Annotated in this window: 11 protein-coding genes and 1 pseudogene; 1 reads left to right on the forward strand and 11 read right to left on the reverse strand. The window is 53.0% G+C overall.

Going from position 1 to position 16,687, the window contains the following annotated elements; all coding sequences use genetic code 11:
* Window positions 1-121 precede the first annotated feature (121 nt).
* The 3 genes from L21SP2_RS17525 to L21SP2_RS13500 form a co-directional block, all read right to left on the reverse strand.
* Window positions 122-1,399, reverse strand: a complete 1,278-nt coding sequence (locus L21SP2_RS17525) for a GGDEF domain-containing response regulator (RefSeq protein WP_024269110.1) — start codon at window positions 1,397-1,399, stop codon at window positions 122-124.
* A gap of 83 nt (window positions 1,400-1,482) precedes the next feature.
* Window positions 1,483-2,163 carry a tetratricopeptide repeat protein gene (locus L21SP2_RS13495; RefSeq protein ID WP_024269111.1) on the reverse strand — a complete coding sequence of 227 codons (681 nt, stop codon included), beginning with the start codon at window positions 2,161-2,163 and terminating at the stop codon, window positions 1,483-1,485.
* A 75-nt stretch (window positions 2,164-2,238) separates the two neighbouring features.
* Window positions 2,239-3,630, reverse strand: coding sequence for a class II fumarate hydratase (locus L21SP2_RS13500; RefSeq protein WP_024269112.1), 1,392 nt, complete (start codon window positions 3,628-3,630; stop codon window positions 2,239-2,241).
* 220 nt (window positions 3,631-3,850) lie between these two features.
* Between L21SP2_RS13500 and L21SP2_RS17530 the strand changes: the two genes are divergently transcribed.
* On the forward strand, window positions 3,851-4,441 hold the full coding sequence (locus tag L21SP2_RS17530; RefSeq protein ID WP_081719634.1) for a GNAT family N-acetyltransferase: 591 nt from the start codon (window positions 3,851-3,853) through the stop codon (window positions 4,439-4,441).
* A gap of 222 nt (window positions 4,442-4,663) precedes the next feature.
* Here L21SP2_RS17530 and L21SP2_RS13510 read toward each other — a convergent pair whose 3' ends face one another.
* The 8 genes and pseudogenes from L21SP2_RS13510 to sdhA all read right to left on the reverse strand — a co-directional run bounded on the left by L21SP2_RS13510 (window position 4,664) and on the right by sdhA (window position 16,604).
* Window positions 4,664-5,809 (reverse strand): citrate/2-methylcitrate synthase, encoded by a 1,146-nt coding sequence (locus L21SP2_RS13510; RefSeq protein ID WP_024269115.1) that lies wholly within the window; start codon window positions 5,807-5,809, stop codon window positions 4,664-4,666.
* A 69-nt stretch (window positions 5,810-5,878) separates the two neighbouring features.
* Entirely contained in the window at window positions 5,879-7,378 is a 1,500-nt protein-coding gene (lpdA, locus tag L21SP2_RS13515) for a dihydrolipoyl dehydrogenase (RefSeq protein WP_024269116.1), read from the reverse strand.
* 67 nt (window positions 7,379-7,445) lie between these two features.
* Entirely contained in the window at window positions 7,446-8,852 is a 1,407-nt protein-coding gene (odhB, locus tag L21SP2_RS13520; protein WP_024269117.1) for a 2-oxoglutarate dehydrogenase complex dihydrolipoyllysine-residue succinyltransferase, read from the reverse strand.
* Window positions 8,853-8,944: 92 nt separating this feature from the next.
* Window positions 8,945-11,848 carry a 2-oxoglutarate dehydrogenase E1 component gene (locus tag L21SP2_RS13525; protein WP_024269118.1) on the reverse strand — a complete coding sequence of 968 codons (2,904 nt, stop codon included), beginning with the start codon at window positions 11,846-11,848 and terminating at the stop codon, window positions 8,945-8,947.
* A 97-nt stretch (window positions 11,849-11,945) separates the two neighbouring features.
* Window positions 11,946-12,815, reverse strand: coding sequence for a succinate--CoA ligase subunit alpha (gene sucD / locus L21SP2_RS13530; protein WP_024269119.1), 870 nt, complete (start codon window positions 12,813-12,815; stop codon window positions 11,946-11,948).
* 30 nt (window positions 12,816-12,845) lie between these two features.
* Window positions 12,846-13,973, reverse strand: a complete 1,128-nt coding sequence (gene sucC / locus L21SP2_RS13535; RefSeq protein WP_024269120.1) for an ADP-forming succinate--CoA ligase subunit beta — start codon at window positions 13,971-13,973, stop codon at window positions 12,846-12,848.
* 74 nt (window positions 13,974-14,047) lie between these two features.
* Window positions 14,048-14,794, reverse strand: a pseudogene (locus tag L21SP2_RS13540) (succinate dehydrogenase/fumarate reductase iron-sulfur subunit); the annotation flags it as partial.
* Between the two features lie 79 nt (window positions 14,795-14,873).
* Entirely contained in the window at window positions 14,874-16,604 is a 1,731-nt protein-coding gene (gene sdhA, locus L21SP2_RS13545) for a succinate dehydrogenase flavoprotein subunit (RefSeq protein WP_024269122.1), read from the reverse strand.
* Window positions 16,605-16,687 lie beyond the last annotated feature (83 nt).

The raw sequence follows: 16,687 nt of genomic DNA on the forward strand, positions 1-16,687 counted from the left end.
TATGAGGCCTGTAAAACTCCGGTTTTCCCAGCACCTCGACGTTTTCTGAATATACGTACGGGAGGCGCTTTGGGCAAGCAGGAACGTGTATTGGCATTCAGCAGCTTAGACCCGGAATGCTTTAGAGGATATAGCGGTTCTTTCCCTGTTCCTTCGCCTGGTATAGTTTTCTATCGGCCTTCCGCAGTGTTTCTTCCACGTCTTTGCCGTCACCATAGCAAATGCCCGCACTTACGCTCAATTGAACGCGGCCGCCCATCAAATGCGAGTCATCCAGGGATAGTTTTCCCGTGCCTTCCACCACGGTTTGAACAAGGTGTTTCAAGCGGTCTCTCGGAATGTTTGGAAGAAACGCAATGAATTCTTCCCCCCCGTATCGCCCTACATAACCGTCATCACCCAGAACTTTCTGGAGATTCTCTGCAAAAACCTTCAGGGCAGAATCACCTGCCAGATGGCCATGTTGATCATTAATCTGCTTGAAATCATCCAGATCAAACATGATAACCGCTGCCTGTTCCGGATTGTCCATGGTTTTACAACTGTTCTCCAGAATGCTCATAATTTTTCTGTGACTGTACACACCCGTAAGTCCGTCATAATCTGCCAGTTGCTGAAGCTGCATATGACTCTCCGCCAATTTACGGCTCAGGGTATATGCCCTGATGTTTGTCCGCAACCGGGCGAGAAAGATTGAGGCATCAAAGGGCTTGATAATATAATCATCCGCACCGGAGAGTAAAACCTGGCTCACAGTTTTGGTATTGGATATGCTCGACAGGGCGATAATACTGGATCCGGGATGGGATGTCCGCAGATGAAGTATGACCTCTTCCCCCGTCATCCCGGGAAGTACCAGGTCCACAATAAAAAGGTCATATTTTTTTCCCGAATCAAGAAGGTGTTCAGGAACCCGGTAATAATCCGCATTGAAAATCCCGTTCATACGGAAGATGTTTTCAACCAGTGCAAGACTGGTTGAACTGTCATCAAGAACGGCAATCTCTAATTCAGACAGGTTCCTGATAAGTTCATTTGCATTTCCAAGGTTATCCAGATACGTCCCCAGCCGTTGGGAACTGATATCCTGTTTCAAAAGAAAGTCCACGACTCCCAGATCGAACAATCTTCGCCTGAACTCCAGGCTTTCGCTGGAACTCACGATCAACACGGGAATATCTGTGAAACCTGCAGAATTCAGGGCTTGTACCATATCCTCCACTGATCCGTCGGATAGAGCGGCAGCCGATATAATAAGATCCGGGGAAAAAGATTTCAGTTGACGGAGAAGCTCCCCGACACCGGAAACACGGAGATATTCCATCCCCCGTTCCCTGATGATTTCCTGAACGATTTTGCTAAAAAAATCCGACGGCTCTACGTGCAAGACCGATTTCATCTGTCATCCTTCAACCTTATATCCAGCGCCGCCGTTCTACAGGCATGCACTGCTCCGGACAGGGATTAGCATCTAATGGCCTGTCACCACTCAAGATCGGTCATCAGTGTGAGTTTGGTCTTTGCCCGCTGATCATCAGGATTTATTTCCAGGACCTTCCGAAACGCTTTGATGGCATCGGTGTTGCGGTGAAGACCATAGTACGCCTGCCCCAGCATGTAATGCCCTTCGCTGAGAAGCGGTGTCTCCTCAAGGAGCTCATTGAGCAGCTTGATGGCTTCGTTGAAATGGTTTTCCTTTATCTTTATCTGGGCCAGAAAAAAGTTCGCAATCATCGATTCAGGAGCAATTTCATGAAACGCCGAGAACGCCTGATCCGAATCATCATCCCGGCCGAGGAAAAAATTGATCAGGCCTACAAAATAGGAAGCCATGGCGTGACTCTGATTTTTCAACTCTATTACTTTGTTGAACGATTCCAGCGCCTTGATAAGCTTTCCTGCCCGGAAGTAGGTGACTCCAAGTTTATAGTATGCAACCCCCCAGTCAGGTTCTTTTTCCAGAGCTTTCAGATAATACTCAATGCTTTTGTTCAAGCTGCCCTGGGAATAATAAATATTTCCCAGATTCAGAAGAATGAATCCGCTTTCGGGATAGTCTTTCAGCAGGCTCTTGAAAGATGACTCCGCCGAACTCCAGTTTCCCTGCATGAATTCGCTCATGGCTTTAATATACTGTGGATCTGACTGATTTAATTGTTCCATATCTCTTCCTTTTCTTTGTAGCTTAACCGTTCCTGGAATTTCCCGCAAGAATAAATCCGTCATTCGCCGGGAGGCTTAATCCCGGTTTGAAATCATCCCCCGGGGATCAAGAATTGTATCAAGTTCTGTTTCTGAAAGGATTCCCTCGCCGAGCACCACATCCCGGATTTTCTTCTTTTCCTTAAAAGCCTTGTAGGCGAGTTTCGTTGCACTGTCATATCCGATTTTCAATGCAAGAGGGGTAACCATCGCCAGGCTCCAGTCAATCCAATGCCGGCAGCGTTCTTCATCTGCCTGCATACCCCGTATCCCCTTATTCGCAAGAGTGCGGCATGCGTTGCTCAGCACTTCGATGCTGGTGAGCACCTCATATGAAATCATGGGGTTCATCATATTCAACTCAAGAGGGGCATTCTGGCCTCCCATGGTAACCGAAGTGACCTTTCCATGAACAAAGGCTGCCACCTGAATGAGCATTTCCGGTATTACCGGGTTCACCTTTCCGGGCATAATTGAGCTGCCCGGCTGAAGGCTGGGGAGAACGATCTCTCCCAGTGCTCCCCGGGGACCGCTGGCCAGAATACGAAGATCATTTCCTATTTTCATAAGAGATGTGGCCAGTACATTGAGCGCACCCATAAACTCGACCTGAGCATCCCGGGCCGCAATACCCTCGAAACTGTTGGCTGCAGGCCGGAACGGAATGGAGCTTTCTTCGGCGATCCCATCCACTGCCAAACGGGCGAAATCTTTATGGGTGTTCAGCCCGGTACCGATTGCGGTCCCGCCCAGCGGCAGCTCCTCAAGATTCTCAAAGGTTTTCCTGATCCGGGTTTCCGCCTTCCGGATCTGCACGGCGTAGGCGGAAAACTCCTGGCCCAGAGACATGGGAACCGCATCCTGAAGATGAGTCCGTCCCAGCTTCAGAACCGAGGAAAACTCTTCCGCTTTTTCTTCCAGTGCACTGCCCAGATCGTTCAGGGCAAGTAGCAGCTGCTCCGCTTCAATTCTGTTGGAAATATGCACTGCTGTGGGGATTACATCATTCGAGCTCTGCCCCCGGTTCACATGATCGTTGGGATGCACAGGCTTCCGGAGCCCGATAGGTTCACCGAGAATCTCATTCGCCCGGTTGGAAATTACTTCATTGGTATTCATATTGCTGCTGGTTCCGCTTCCGGTCTGAAACACATCTATGGGAAAGTGTTCATCCCACTCACCCCGTATCACCTCATCTGCGGCTTGTACAATGGCTTTTGAAAGGGCTTCATCCACCAGGCCCAGGCGGGCATTGGCTTGGGCTGCGTGTTTTTTGATCAGTGCTATGGCTCTGATCATGGGAACCGGAAGGGTTTTTCCGGAAATCTGAAAATTCTCAACCGCCCGCTGGGTCTGAGCCCCCCAGTATGCCCAACCGGGAATCTCTATGTTGCCCATGCTATCGGATTCGCTGCGTGTCTTTTCCATTGTTCACTCCAACTAGATCGATTTTCCGGTTCTTCCGGGTACGTAAGAGCATAATATGACCGACCGAATAGCTCAACAAAATTTTTCCTTATCGGGATAATCAGGAATCAGCACTCCGGGAAAATTGCAGTGCATTGCCCCCGCAGGCTGCCGTCTGAATCGGCCCGGAGTCATATAATTCTTCCGGTTCCCCATTTTCCCCGGGGAACATATTGCCTGCATGGCGTGCACGCCATACAATATCTCCATGATTACATATATTACGGCAGCGTTGAGCCATCTGGATCCCATTCCTCTGGAACTCAGTGAAATGGTAAAAATCCAGCTTGAAGAAGATGGAATGGAACTCAGCACCACCGAGGCGGAAAACCGGCTCCGGCAGGCATCACAATCGGGTCTGGGAGTGTATATCTGCGCCGCACTTGAAACGGATGTCCGGGATGAAACCTCCCCTTCCGGATTGGATGAGCGGCCCCTGTTCAACAGGCTGAATGACGGTGCGCTCCGGGGTTTCGGTTTTTTCAACCTATGTTACGGACTTGAATGCGGCGGAGAATATCTGTGGCTGAATGAACTTCACGTTGACCGGGAAAGCAGGCGAAAAGGAATTGCCACAGGAATCCTGAAGCATATTGAGCAGTGGGCGCGAAAACGCGGCTGCGCCTACAGCGCCTGCCTGACCGGCTCCGACAATGAGGCGGCTCAAAACATGTACCGCAGCCAGGGGTTCAGCATCAGCAAGGTGAACTGGGTTGAAAAGGATCTCACCGCAGCCCCCCGGGCGGAACCCGAGCCGGAAGACCATGAATGATCATCCCGCCCCAGCCCCTCAGGATTGAACTTCAGGCCGACTCCCAGGCTTGAACTCCGGGCCGACTCCCGGATTTGAACTGGAAACCGGCTCCCAGGCTCGATTTCCGGGCAGCTCCCGGCAGGCCGGCGCCCGGCTCCGGTCCCGCCCCCGGGCGAACCGCAGTGTGCAGTGCGGTACGGTGCAGTGTGCAGAAGGGACGATTTGCGGAGAGCGGGTATTTCAGGATCGCTCCTCCAGAGCCGTTACGTGCTTTCCCTCGGGTCCGGTGTAGATTGCTGTGGGGCGGTAAATCCGGTTATCCTCCCGCTGCTCAAGAACATGAGCCAGCCAGCCGGCCACCCGCGAGGAGGCAAAAATGGGTGTGAACAGGCTTTTCGGAATGCCCAGAAGGTCGTACACGGCACCGGAGAAGAAGTCCACGTTGGGATACACGTCCTTTCCCTTCTCCTTCATGTGAGCCCCCACAACCTCTTCAATTGTTTTCAGAATCTGGTATGAACTGTCGTCTCCTTTCTCTTTGGAGAGGGTTTCAAGAAACTCTTCCATAATTACCGCACGGGGATCTTTGGCCCGGTACACCCTGTGTCCCATGCCCATAATTTTCTGTTTCTCTTTCAGAGCATTTTCAACCCATGCCTTGGCATTATCCGGAGTGCCCACTTCATGCACCATATTCATGACCCGTTCGTTCGCTCCCCCGTGAAGGCTTCCATAGAGGGCTCCGATGGCTGCAGAAATGCTGCTGTAGCATGTTGATTTGGTGGATGCGACAACCCGGGCGGTAAATGTGGATGCGTTAAAATGATGTTCGGCATGAAGAATAAATGCCGCATCCATGATATCCCCGTCAAGTTTGGTGGGCTCCTCCCCTTTCAGCATATAGAGGAAGTTGGCTCCGAAACTCAGGTCTTTTCGGGGAGGCACGTAGTCTTTTCCGTTTTTTATCCGATGGAAAGCAGCCACCACCGTTGCCAGCTGGGTGACCTGGTGGAGGGTGCTGGTGCAGTGACAGTTCGGCCCGTGATGAATTTTGTGATCGATATAGGAACTGAGATATGCAATGCTGGATTGAAGAAGCTCCATGGGATGGGTATCCCGGGGGAAGCCCTTCACCATCTCAAGGATTTCCGGTTTGATGTCTCTTTGGGTTCTCACCCTCAGATGGAATCCCTCATACTCGGATTTGGTGGGAAGATCCCCGTACAGCAGCAGGTAAATCACTTCCTCGAAAGATGCCTTCCTGGCCAGCTCGGATATGGGATATCCGCGGTAATACAGTTCACCGGCCTGTCCGTCGATCCGGCAGATGGCACTTTCCGCAGCAACAACACCTTCCAGCCCCTTTGAGTATTCAACTTTGGTCATTCAAATCCTCCATATGTTTTTTTCAGTCTTCCATCCGCCGGTTGGCCCCTGACGGAGGTTCAGTCCGCATTAGCGCAGACTGTGAATGCTGCGCTTTTTCACCGCCAGCGCAGCTTCTTTCACGGCTTCCGGCAGCGTGGGATGGGCGTGTACAATTCTCGCAATATCCTCACTGCTGCCTTTCATTTCCATAATGCTTACAATTTCACTTATAAGATCGCTTGCCCAGGGGCTGAGTATCTGTGCTCCCAGCACCCGGTCGGTTTTCGCATCTGCCAGAATTTTTACAAATCCGCTTTCGCTTCCCATGGCAAGAGCCCGTCCGTTGGCCGGAATGGGAAAAACGCCTTTTGCGTACTCCCGCCCCTCTTTTTTCAGCTCTTCCTCATTGGCACCCACCGTAGCGCCTTCGGGGTGGGTGTAGACCACACCGGGAATGACCCCGTAATCGAAATGGGCAGGAATACCCGCCATCCGTTCCACTGCGGTAACGCCGTCCTCTTCCGCTTTATGGGCAAGCATTGGGCCGTGGATCAAATCCCCGATGGCGTACACTCCGGACACGCTGGTCTGATAATTCTCATCCACGGCAATTCTGCGGCTGTCGGAATCCAGCTCTATACCCGCATCCCGGATTCCTGCGGTATCGAGAGCCGGCCTGCGTCCCACGGCGACAAGTACTTTTTCCGCTTTCAGCTCTCCGGGATCATTTTCCAGGGTCAGTTTCACTCCGGTTTTCAGATGTTTCGCCTTGGTGACTGAATTTTTCAGGATAAATTCAACCCCCAGTTTTTTCAGATCTCTCATCAGAGTCCTGGCAAGCTGACTGTCCCAGCCCGGAAGAATCTGGTCCATCATCTCGATAACCGTGACTTTGGAACCCAATGAAGCCCAGACAGAGGCCATTTCCAGTCCAATGGCTCCGGCACCGATAATGGCCATGCTCTTGGGAACATCCGTGAGACTCAGTGCTCCGGTGGATGAAAGAATCTGTTTGCCGTCAAAGGGCATAAACGGGAGTTCAACCGGCACGCTTCCTGCAGCCAGAAGCACTCTGGATGCTTTAATCTGCTCTCTGGCCTTTCTCTTCTCTTCTCCGGAATCTTTTTCCGTGGAGTACTGGTTCAGTCCGCCGCTGCTCCGTTCCCATTGGCTGTTGTCATGGTCGAATATCTGAACAGTGTGCACGTTATTTTCATCCGGAGCACCCAATACCCCCCGGCCTTCAATCTTTGTGATTTTATTTCCTTTAATAAGCGAATCAACTCCGCCGGTGAGTTTCTTTACCACGGCCTGCTTTCGGGCAGTCATTTTCTCCAGATCGAGAGTCAGGGCTTTGGCCTGAATTCCATGTTCCGGCAGAATATGTTCCAGCTCATGGTAGCGCCCGCTGGAATCGAGCATGGCTTTGGAAGGAATGCAGCCCACATTGAGGCAGGTGCCGCCGGGGCTTTCCATCTGCTCGATTATCACAACTTTCATATCCAGCTGAGCCGCCCGGATGGCAGCAACATAGCCGCCGGGTCCCGCCCCTATCACCGCCAGATCAAACACATTTTCATCGCTCATATCGGTCTCTCCATTATCACGTTTGCCGGAAACATCACTTCACCGGAAATCACATATCAACAAAAACCTAGACGTCCAGCAGCAGACTGTTTGGATCTTCCACCGCTTCCTTGATGGTTTTCAGAAACCCGATGGCCTCCCTTCCGTCCAGAATCCGGTGATCATAGGTCAGAGCCAGATACATCATGGGCCGGATCACAATTTCCCCGTTCCGGACTACCGGGCGCTGCTGAATGGTATGCATGCCCAGAACTGCCGTCTGCGGGGGATTGGGGATGGGAGTTGAAAGCATGGAACCGAACACCCCTCCGTTGGAAATGGTGAACGTTCCCCCCATCAGTTCGTCGGGCATGATCTTCTTCTTTTGCGCCCGCTGGATAAAATCCAGGATGATGGTTTCGATTTCCGCAAATCCCTTGGACTCACAGTCCCTCACCACCGGAGTCATCAGCCCCCGGTCTGATGAAAGGGCAACGCCGATATCAAAAAATTTGTTGTAAATGATATCCGTGCCGTCCACAAAGGCATTTACCTGGGGATACTCCTTCAGGGCTTTTACCGCAGCCTTCAGGAAAAAGCTCATGAATCCCAGACGCACACCGTGCTTTTTCTCAAAGCTTTCCTTGTACTCTTTTCTGATATCCATGACGGCTTTCATATCCACTTCGTTGAAGGTTGTAAGATGGGCCGCAGTCTGTTTACTCTCCACCAGACGTTCCGAGATACGTTTGCGCAGATTGGTCATGGGAACCCGTTCCTGACGGTCGGGATCAATATCCCCGTGCAGGGCTGCCCCGCCGGAAGCCGGGGACCTGGAACCGGAACCGCCGGAACCCGCGCCCTGCTTAACATAGCGCTGAACATCCTCTTTCAACAGGCGGTGCTCCGGCCCGCTACCGGGAATGTCCGACGGATCAAGGTCCAGTTCCTCAACAAGTCTGCGAACGGCGGGAGAAAGATCATCCAGGCTTCGCTTCTTCTTTGCCGGTCCCTGCTGCTGCCCGGAACCGGTCTGCTGCCTTCCGGCTGGGGATTTTTCAGGTGTCCCTTGTTTTTCAGGGGTGTTTTTCTGTGCAGCGGCGGGTTCCTTAGTCGGGGAGCCTGCCGTATCTTCGGCGGTTTTTGCACCTGATTTTTCTTTGCCGCCGCTTTTTGCACCGGATTTTGCACCGGATTGTGATTTTGATTCGGATTCTTCATTCCCCCGGGCCGTATCGCCGGAAGACTGTGCCGGAGCGGAGGCGTTCTCATCTATGCGACCCACGGCTGCGCCCACTTCGACTTCATCGCCCTCCCGGGCATCAATATGAAGAACTCCTGATGCGGTGGCGGGAACTTCCATTGTGGCCTTGTCGGTTTCCAGTTCAAAAAGGTTATCACCCTCTTCAACCGCATCGCCGTCCTTTTTCAGCCACGCAGCGATAATGCCCGAACTCACCGATTCACCCACATTGGGAACAACAATTTCAATCATGCAATCAACTCCTGGGTCTGTTTCGCTTCAAATGCACCTTTCATATATTCAATACAGCGGCCTGCCAACCATGGCGCCCTACACACTCTCACTCACGAAAATGCGGCTTCCATAATATCCGCCAATTCCTGAGCATGCTGTTTATGGCTTCCGGTTGCCGGACTTGGTGAGGCCTTCCGCCCCACATACTCAAGCCGGCGACCTTCAGGCATGAACCGCTCCTGTCTGTAGTGAACGAACTGCCATGCTCCGCGGTTTTCCGTTTCCTCCTGGACCCAGAGGAAGCGTTCAGCCTTGGAATAGGATGATATCACTTCGCTCAATCGCTCAGCCGGGAAAGGATAGGGCTGTTCCAGCCGGATAATTGCCGTATCTTCCGCTTCCCGCTCTTCCTTTTGGGCGATCAGGTCGTAGTACACCTTGCCGCTGCAGAGAATGAGCCTGCGGACCTTCTTTGCATCCGCCCGGTCGTCGATGACGGTCTGGAAATGGCCGTTTTCCAGCTCGGCAACCGAACTGGCGCAGTCCTTGGAGCGGAGCAGACTTTTGGGACTCATGATAATCAGGGGCTTGCGGTAATCCTGCTTCATCTGCCTGCGCAATACATGGAAATACTGGGCGGGAGTGGTTGCGTTCACCACCTGCAGATTCTGATCCGCACAGAGACTGAGGAACCGTTCATAAAATGCACTGGAATGTTCGGGCCCCTGACCTTCATATCCGTGGGGGAGAAGCATCACCAGTCCCGATGAGCGGAACCACTTGGTTTCCGCCGCGGCGATAAACTGATCGATAATCACCTGGGCTCCGTTCACAAAGTCTCCGAACTGTCCTTCCCAGAGGATCAGATCGTTGGGCATGGCAAGGCTGTATCCGTAATCAAAACCCAAAACTGCAAATTCGCTGAGGGGGCTGTCATATACCGAAAACCAGCCCTGATTATCTTCCATGAACCGCAGCGGAACATAGGATTTCGGCTCTGAACTCTCCACATCCCACCACACAGCATGTCGCTGGGAGAAGGTACCCCGTCGGCAATCCTCTCCGCTGAGCCGGATGGAGTGGCCTTCCAACAGAAGAGACCCGAAGGCAAGACTCTCGGCGAACGCCCAGTCTATGCCGTCATCCTCGAAATACTGTTTTCTGCGCCCCTTGGTAAACCGTTCAAGCTTGGGATGTACATGGAAATTGTCCGGAAGGGTGACCAGCACTTCGGCGATTTTATCCAGCGTCTTGCGTTCCACACCGGTGGGAACCGGCTCATGGCTGTACGTGCGCCGGAAATCCTTCCAAACTGCACCCTGGTAGGCGTCATCCATGCTGGGCTCGAAGCCTTCACGGGCCTCATTCAGATGGGTTTTCAATTCCCCCACATACCGCTTGCTGTACTCTTTCTGATCAGTCAGTTTCCACACGCCTTGGTCGTCAAGGGTATCAGCATAGAGCTCACGTGCGGTTTTGTGCTTTTTAATCTGGTTGTACATCTTGGGATGGCTGAAACTGGGTTCGTCGGCCTCGTTATGCCCCAGGCGGCGATAGCAGATAATATCCACAATCACGTCCTGGCCGAATTTCTGACGGAATTTCAGCGCAAGATCCATGGCCCACACCACCCCTTCGGGGTCATCGCTGTTTGCATGAAACACGGGGATGGAAATGGATTTGGCAATATCCGTGGCAAAAAACGTGGAACGGCTGTCACGGCTTGCGGTGGTGAACCCGATCTGATTATTCACGATAATATGGATAGTCCCGCCGGTCTTATACCCCTTCAGCTGGGACAAATTCAGGGTTTCAGCAACCACACCCTGCCCGGAAAATGCAGAATCACCGTGAATGAGAACAGGTATCACCTTTTTCCGGTGCCGATCCTTTCTCCTGCGCTGAACTCCCCGGGTTTTCCCTTCAACCACCGGGTTCACCGCTTCCAGATGGCTGGGATTTGCAACCAGCCCGATGTGCAGGGATTCATCCCGGCCTTCCGGCCGGTAATCGGTGGAAAACCCCAGGTGATATTTCACATCCCCGCTGCCCCCGTAGGTATGGGGAACATAATTATCAACAAAACGGGCGAAAATATCCTTGGCAGGCTTTCCCATGGCATTCACGAATACATTCAGGCGGCCACGATGGGCCATACCCAGCACGGTTTCCTCCACTCCGTATTCTAGCATATGATCAAACAGATAATGCAGGGCAGGAATAAGCACTTCCCCCCCTTCAAGAGAGAAGCGTTTCTGCCCGATAAAATTCGAGTGGATGAAGCGTTCAAACTCTTCGGCCCTGATCAGATCCCGCTGAAACCGGACCTGTTCATCAGGCCCCCAGGGTGACCGGGCCTTTTCCCCTTCCAGCCGCTTCAACAGCCAGTTGCGTACCGCCTTATTCTGTATGTGGAGAATCTCGGATCCCACGGTACCGCAGTAAATTCTGCGCATCCGTTCAACAATTTCCCTGAGAGTCAGGCTCTCTTCGGGCATGAAGCGTCCGGTGAGAAAGGTGGTATCAAGATCTTCCTCAGACAACCCGAACTCCTCAAGGGTGAGAGTCTCGTAGGTGCCCTCGATGGAAAACATCATGTACCACAGGTCCGGTGTGATATATCCTTTCAGGGGATTGAGTTCCGCGTAGAGATAGCCGATATCCCGGTAAGCCCAGATCATGGCGTTTACCCGGGACTGTTTGTATGCCTGGCTGTCCCGGCTGACGGGAAGAGGGGTTTTCATTCCCGAGCTGGTCAGCCCCCGGGCACCGGTATCCGGATTCTCGGGATTCAGAATTGCCGGCTCCCCGGAACCGGCCACAGGTCCGCTGTTCCGGTTCTCCCGGGGATCGGTAAATCCCTCTCCTTCCAGCGCCGCATCCAGCTGACCGTTGTGCAGACGCTGAAAATATCCCTTCCAGTGCTCATCCACTGAATCGGGATCTTTCTGCCATTCACGATACAGCTCATCGATAAAATCCGCGTCGCTCAGATGTAGATAATTTCCTATCATACTGCCATCCCTGTATGTGGAGCGCAACAGCCGGCACACCGGATACCTGCCGGGCACCGGCCTCTGTCACATCCGTTTCCGGCGGCTGTCCGCCGCTTCAGGCCAGTTTTTCCTTCAAAATTCCGGGAATCTCACTGGGGGTGTTCGCAACCTTTACTCCCGCATCTTCAAGGGCTTTCACCTTGGCATCGGGAGTTCCTTTGCCACCGGAAATAATTGCCCCTGCGTGTCCCATCCGCTTTCCCGGAGGGGCGGTGCGTCCGGATATAAATCCCGCCACAGGTTTTTTCATGTTATCTTTAATGAAATCCGCAGCTGCTTCTTCGTCTTCACCGCCGATTTCTCCGATCATCACCACCGCATCGGTGTCCGGGTCTTCGTTAAAAAGCTTGAGAAGATCAATAAAACTGGAACCCACAATGGGGTCGCCGCCGATGCCCACGCAGGTTGACTGCCCCATACCGTTGGTGGTGAGGGCATGGACCACTTCATAGGTGAGGGTTCCGCTGCGGCTGATCACCCCGATCCGGCCTTCCTTGTGAATTTTCAGGGGCATGATTCCGATCTTGGATTTACCCGGACTGATCACCCCCGGACAGTTGGGACCGATGAGAGTGAGCCCCTTCTCTTTCACGTAATGATAGGTATCCAGCATTTCGTTCACCGGCACCCCTTCGGTAATGCAGATAATCAGGGGAATGCCGTTATCTGCAGCTTCCCTCACCGCCGCATTTGCAAACTTCGGGGGAACAAAGATCACCGTTGCGTCGATCTTTTGGGCTGCCTTGGCATCGGCCACGCTGTTGTACACCGGAACTCCGTCCATCTCCTGACCGCCCTTGCCGGGGGTAACCCCTGCTACGATATTGGTGCCGTCTTTCAGCATGGTGCGGGCATGGAAGCTTCCGTCCCTTCCGGTGATGCCCTGTACCAGTACATTCGTTTTTTCATTTATCAGTATGCTCATTGATATATTCCTCCATGGCTGAACGCCGGATTATATGGCGGCCACCACACTCTTCACCGCTTCGTTAAGATCAGTTGATGCTTTGAGACCCGCATCCTGCAAAATCTTCCGGCCCTCTTCATCATTGGTTCCGATCAGCCTGATCACCAGGGGCACTTTGATATCCACCTCTTTCATCGCCATAAGAAGTCCATTGGCAATGTCGTCACAGCGGGTAATGCCGCCGAAAATATTGATCAGGATGGCGTCCACCTTGGGATTGTTCAGGATGATCTTGATGGCGCTTACCATCTTGTTGGGATTGGAGCTGCCTCCCACATCCAGAAAGTTCGCAGGTTCTCCCCCGAACAGCTTGATAATATCCATGGTTGCCATGGCCAGTCCGGCACCGTTCACAATACATCCGATATTCCCGTCCATGCTCACGAAGCTCAGCCCCGCAGCCTTGGCATCCAGCTCATCCTGGCTGTTTTCCTCGGGATTGCGCATCTCTTCGACATCTGCATGTTTGAACAGACCGTTATCGTCGAAGTTCACCTTGGCATCCAGGGCCATCAGTCTGCCGTCATCCACAATTGCAAAGGGATTGATCTCAACCAGGGTACAGTCCTTCTCCATATATATCTGAAACAGTTTTTCAACATGTTCCCCGGCCTGTTTTGCCAGATCGTCGGTTCCGAACACTTCCTTCAGCACAGGATTCAGTGCCTTCCAGTCGATTCCCCGGGAAGGATAAATGGGAAACTTCTTGATGGCGTCGGGGCGGTCAACCGCAAGCTGCTCTATTTCAACTCCCCCTTCCGCACTCATCATCAACACCAGATACTTGTTGAAGCGGTCCATGGTCAGACCCACGTAAAATTCTTTTTTAATATCCGATGCCGGAACAATCAGAACCTTTTCCACTTTCAGTCCTTTAATGTCCAGACCCAGTATTTCCTTAGCCCGGGCCTCTGTCTCATCGGCGCTCTTTGCAACCTTCACACCGCCGGCTTTTCCCCGGCCGCCCACCAGAACCTGGGCTTTCACCACAACGGTTCCCCCCAGCTTCTCATAGGCATCTCTGGCTTCCGCCGCAGTTGTGGCAAGATACTGGGGACCCACGTCTATGCCGTAGGATTGAAACAATTCCTTTCCCTGATACTCATGTACGTTCATTCAGTTCTCCAAATTGTGTATTGAAAAGAGGGCTGCCTGAGTTGGGAATCAGACAGCCCCGTATTTCCATGTACTTAGTTAGATTTTTCCCTGGCGGCCTTTCGCGCCGCTTTCTGGGCGGCATCCTGTCCGTCATCGTTAATGCTTTCCCCCCGCTCTTTGCGGTAGGCTTTGATCTGCCGTTTGGTCTGATTGATCAGCTTGGTAATAGGTATTTCCCTGGGACAGACTTCGGTGCATTTGAAGTTGTTTTCACAGGGCCACACACCGTCGGGACTGTCCAGTACCGAAAGCCGCGGCTCAAGTCCCTTGTCTCTGCTGTCATTCACAAAGCGGGCCGCCTGCACAATGGCTGCCGGGCCGATAAAGTCGGGTTTTTTATCCAGTACCGGGCATGCCGAATAGCATGCCGAGCAGAGGATGCACTTGGTGGGATCGTCGAAGGCATCCCGTTCCTCCACGGTCTGGGGCTGCTCCGCTTCGCCCTGCAGATCATCCACGGCGGGAATAAAGAACGGCTTCACATCACGGTATTTTTTGAAAAAATCGGTCTGATCCACCATCAGATCCCGCTGTACCGCCTGGTGATTCAGGGGAATCAGCTTCACCACATCGCCGTCTCCGGAAGCAACATCCTGTACAAGGGTTTTGCAGGCAAGACCCTCTTTGCCGTTGATGATCATGGCATCCGAACCGCACACTCCGTGGGCACAGCTCCGACGAAAGCCCAGGGAACCGTCCTGATTCCGCTTTACATCGATAATGGCGTCCAGAACCCGGTCGGTTGGATTTACCTCCACATCATATTTTTGAAAGAAGGGGGCCGAATCCTGCCCGGATTAAAACGCTGTATTTCCAATGTTATTTTCATGCTCTGTATCCTCCGGTTTTTCTCTATTCCTAGTATTTCCGGGGCTTGGGTTCCCAGATGCTGGTATCCACTTCTTTGTAATCAATCTTCACTTTGTCGCCGTCAATCCCTGCCAGTGTATGCTTCAGCCACTGCTTGTCATCCCGGTCGGGAAAATCCTTACGGCTGTGGGCGCCCCGGCTTTCCCTGCGGTTCAGTGCGCTTTCGGCCGTTATCAGGCTGATATCCAGGAGATTCTCCAGCTCCAGGATTCCGAGGATGTCCGAGTTGAACTGGGCAGCAGGATCTTCCACCCGAAGCTCATGGCACCGGTCCCTCAGGGATTGCACATCCTTCACCGCCTGGGCCATTTCGTCCTCGGTGCGGTACACTCCGACGTTTTTCATCATGCTTTCCTGCATTTCGGTGAAAATCGGGCCGGGATGAGCGCCCTTTTTGCCGTCTTTCAGGCGGGCAAGCTTTTCCCGGAAGGCATCTCCTGCTCCGGAGGGCAGAGCCGGCATATCAGCGCCTTTCACATACTCTGCAATATGCTGGCCGGCACGGCGTCCGAACACCACCAGATCCACCAGACTGTTGGTTCCCAGCCGGTTGGCTCCGTGAACGCTTACACATGCAGCCTCTCCGGCGGCGTAAAGTCCTTCATACAGTTGAGCACCTGTCGTGACCTGTCCGTGGACGTTGGTGGGGATTCCCCCCATGGCGTAGTGGGCGGTGGGCTGAACCGGCATGGGTTTCTCCGCCGGATCCACATCAAGATAGGTTCGGCAGAAGTCGGCGATATCCGGTATCCGCTCCTCAACCACTTCCCTGCCCAGATGGGTGGCATCCAGATAGACATAATCATCAATACCCCGGTCACCCCGGATTCCCTTGCCTTCGGCGATTTCGGTCATAATGGCCCGGCTGACCATATCTCTGGGAGCCAGGTCCAGAAGGGTTGGCGCATATTTTTCCATGAAACGTTCGCCCTTGGAGTTTCGAAGGATTCCCCCCTCTCCGCGAACACCCTCTGTTATGAGAATTCCCATCTTGTAAATTCCGGTGGGATGAAACTGGAAGAACTCCATGTCCATGAGAGGGATTCCCGCACGGGCCACAAGGGCCGGACCGTCACCGGTATTGGCCAGGGCATTGGAAGTGGTCTTGAACATCCGGCCGAAACCGCCTGTTGCAAACATCACCGCTTTGGAACGGAAAATGTGGATCTCCCCGGTTTTCAATTCCAGGGCCACAATACCCGCCACCTTGTTACCGTCCATAATCAGTTCCACGGCCTGGAACTCATCGAAAAACGACACATCATTCTTAATACACTGCTGATACAGGGTCTGAAGAATCATGTGACCGGTCCGGTCCGCTGCATAACAGGATCTGCGAACCGCCGCTTCTCCGAAATTCCTGGTGTGACCGCCGAAGCGTCGTTGACCGATTTTTCCTTCGGGGGTTCTGGAAAACGGCAGACCCTTGTTTTCCAGATCGTACACGGCATGCACTGCTTCTTCGGCGAGAATCATGGCGGCTTTCTGGTCCACCAGATAATCTCCACCCTTCACCGTGTCGAAGGCATGCCACTCGGGCTTGTCTTCTTCATAGTTCCCCAGGGCCGCACCGATACCGCCCTGGGCAGCACCTGTATGACTTCTGGATGGATAGAGCTTGGAAATCACCGCTGTTTTGGAAGACTTGCTTGCTTCCAGCGCAGCATAGAGGCCCGATCCGCCGGCACCAATAATTACCGCATCAAATTCATGTATCAAGACGTACTCCTTACCAATATCACCCGCCCGGAGTCCGATCGGCCCGCGGCGGGCTGGGATGTCCTACTATTCAGCATACGACT

This window comes from Salinispira pacifica, assembly GCF_000507245.1.
GTDB classification, from domain to species: Bacteria; Spirochaetota; Spirochaetia; order DSM-27196; family Salinispiraceae; genus Salinispira; species Salinispira pacifica.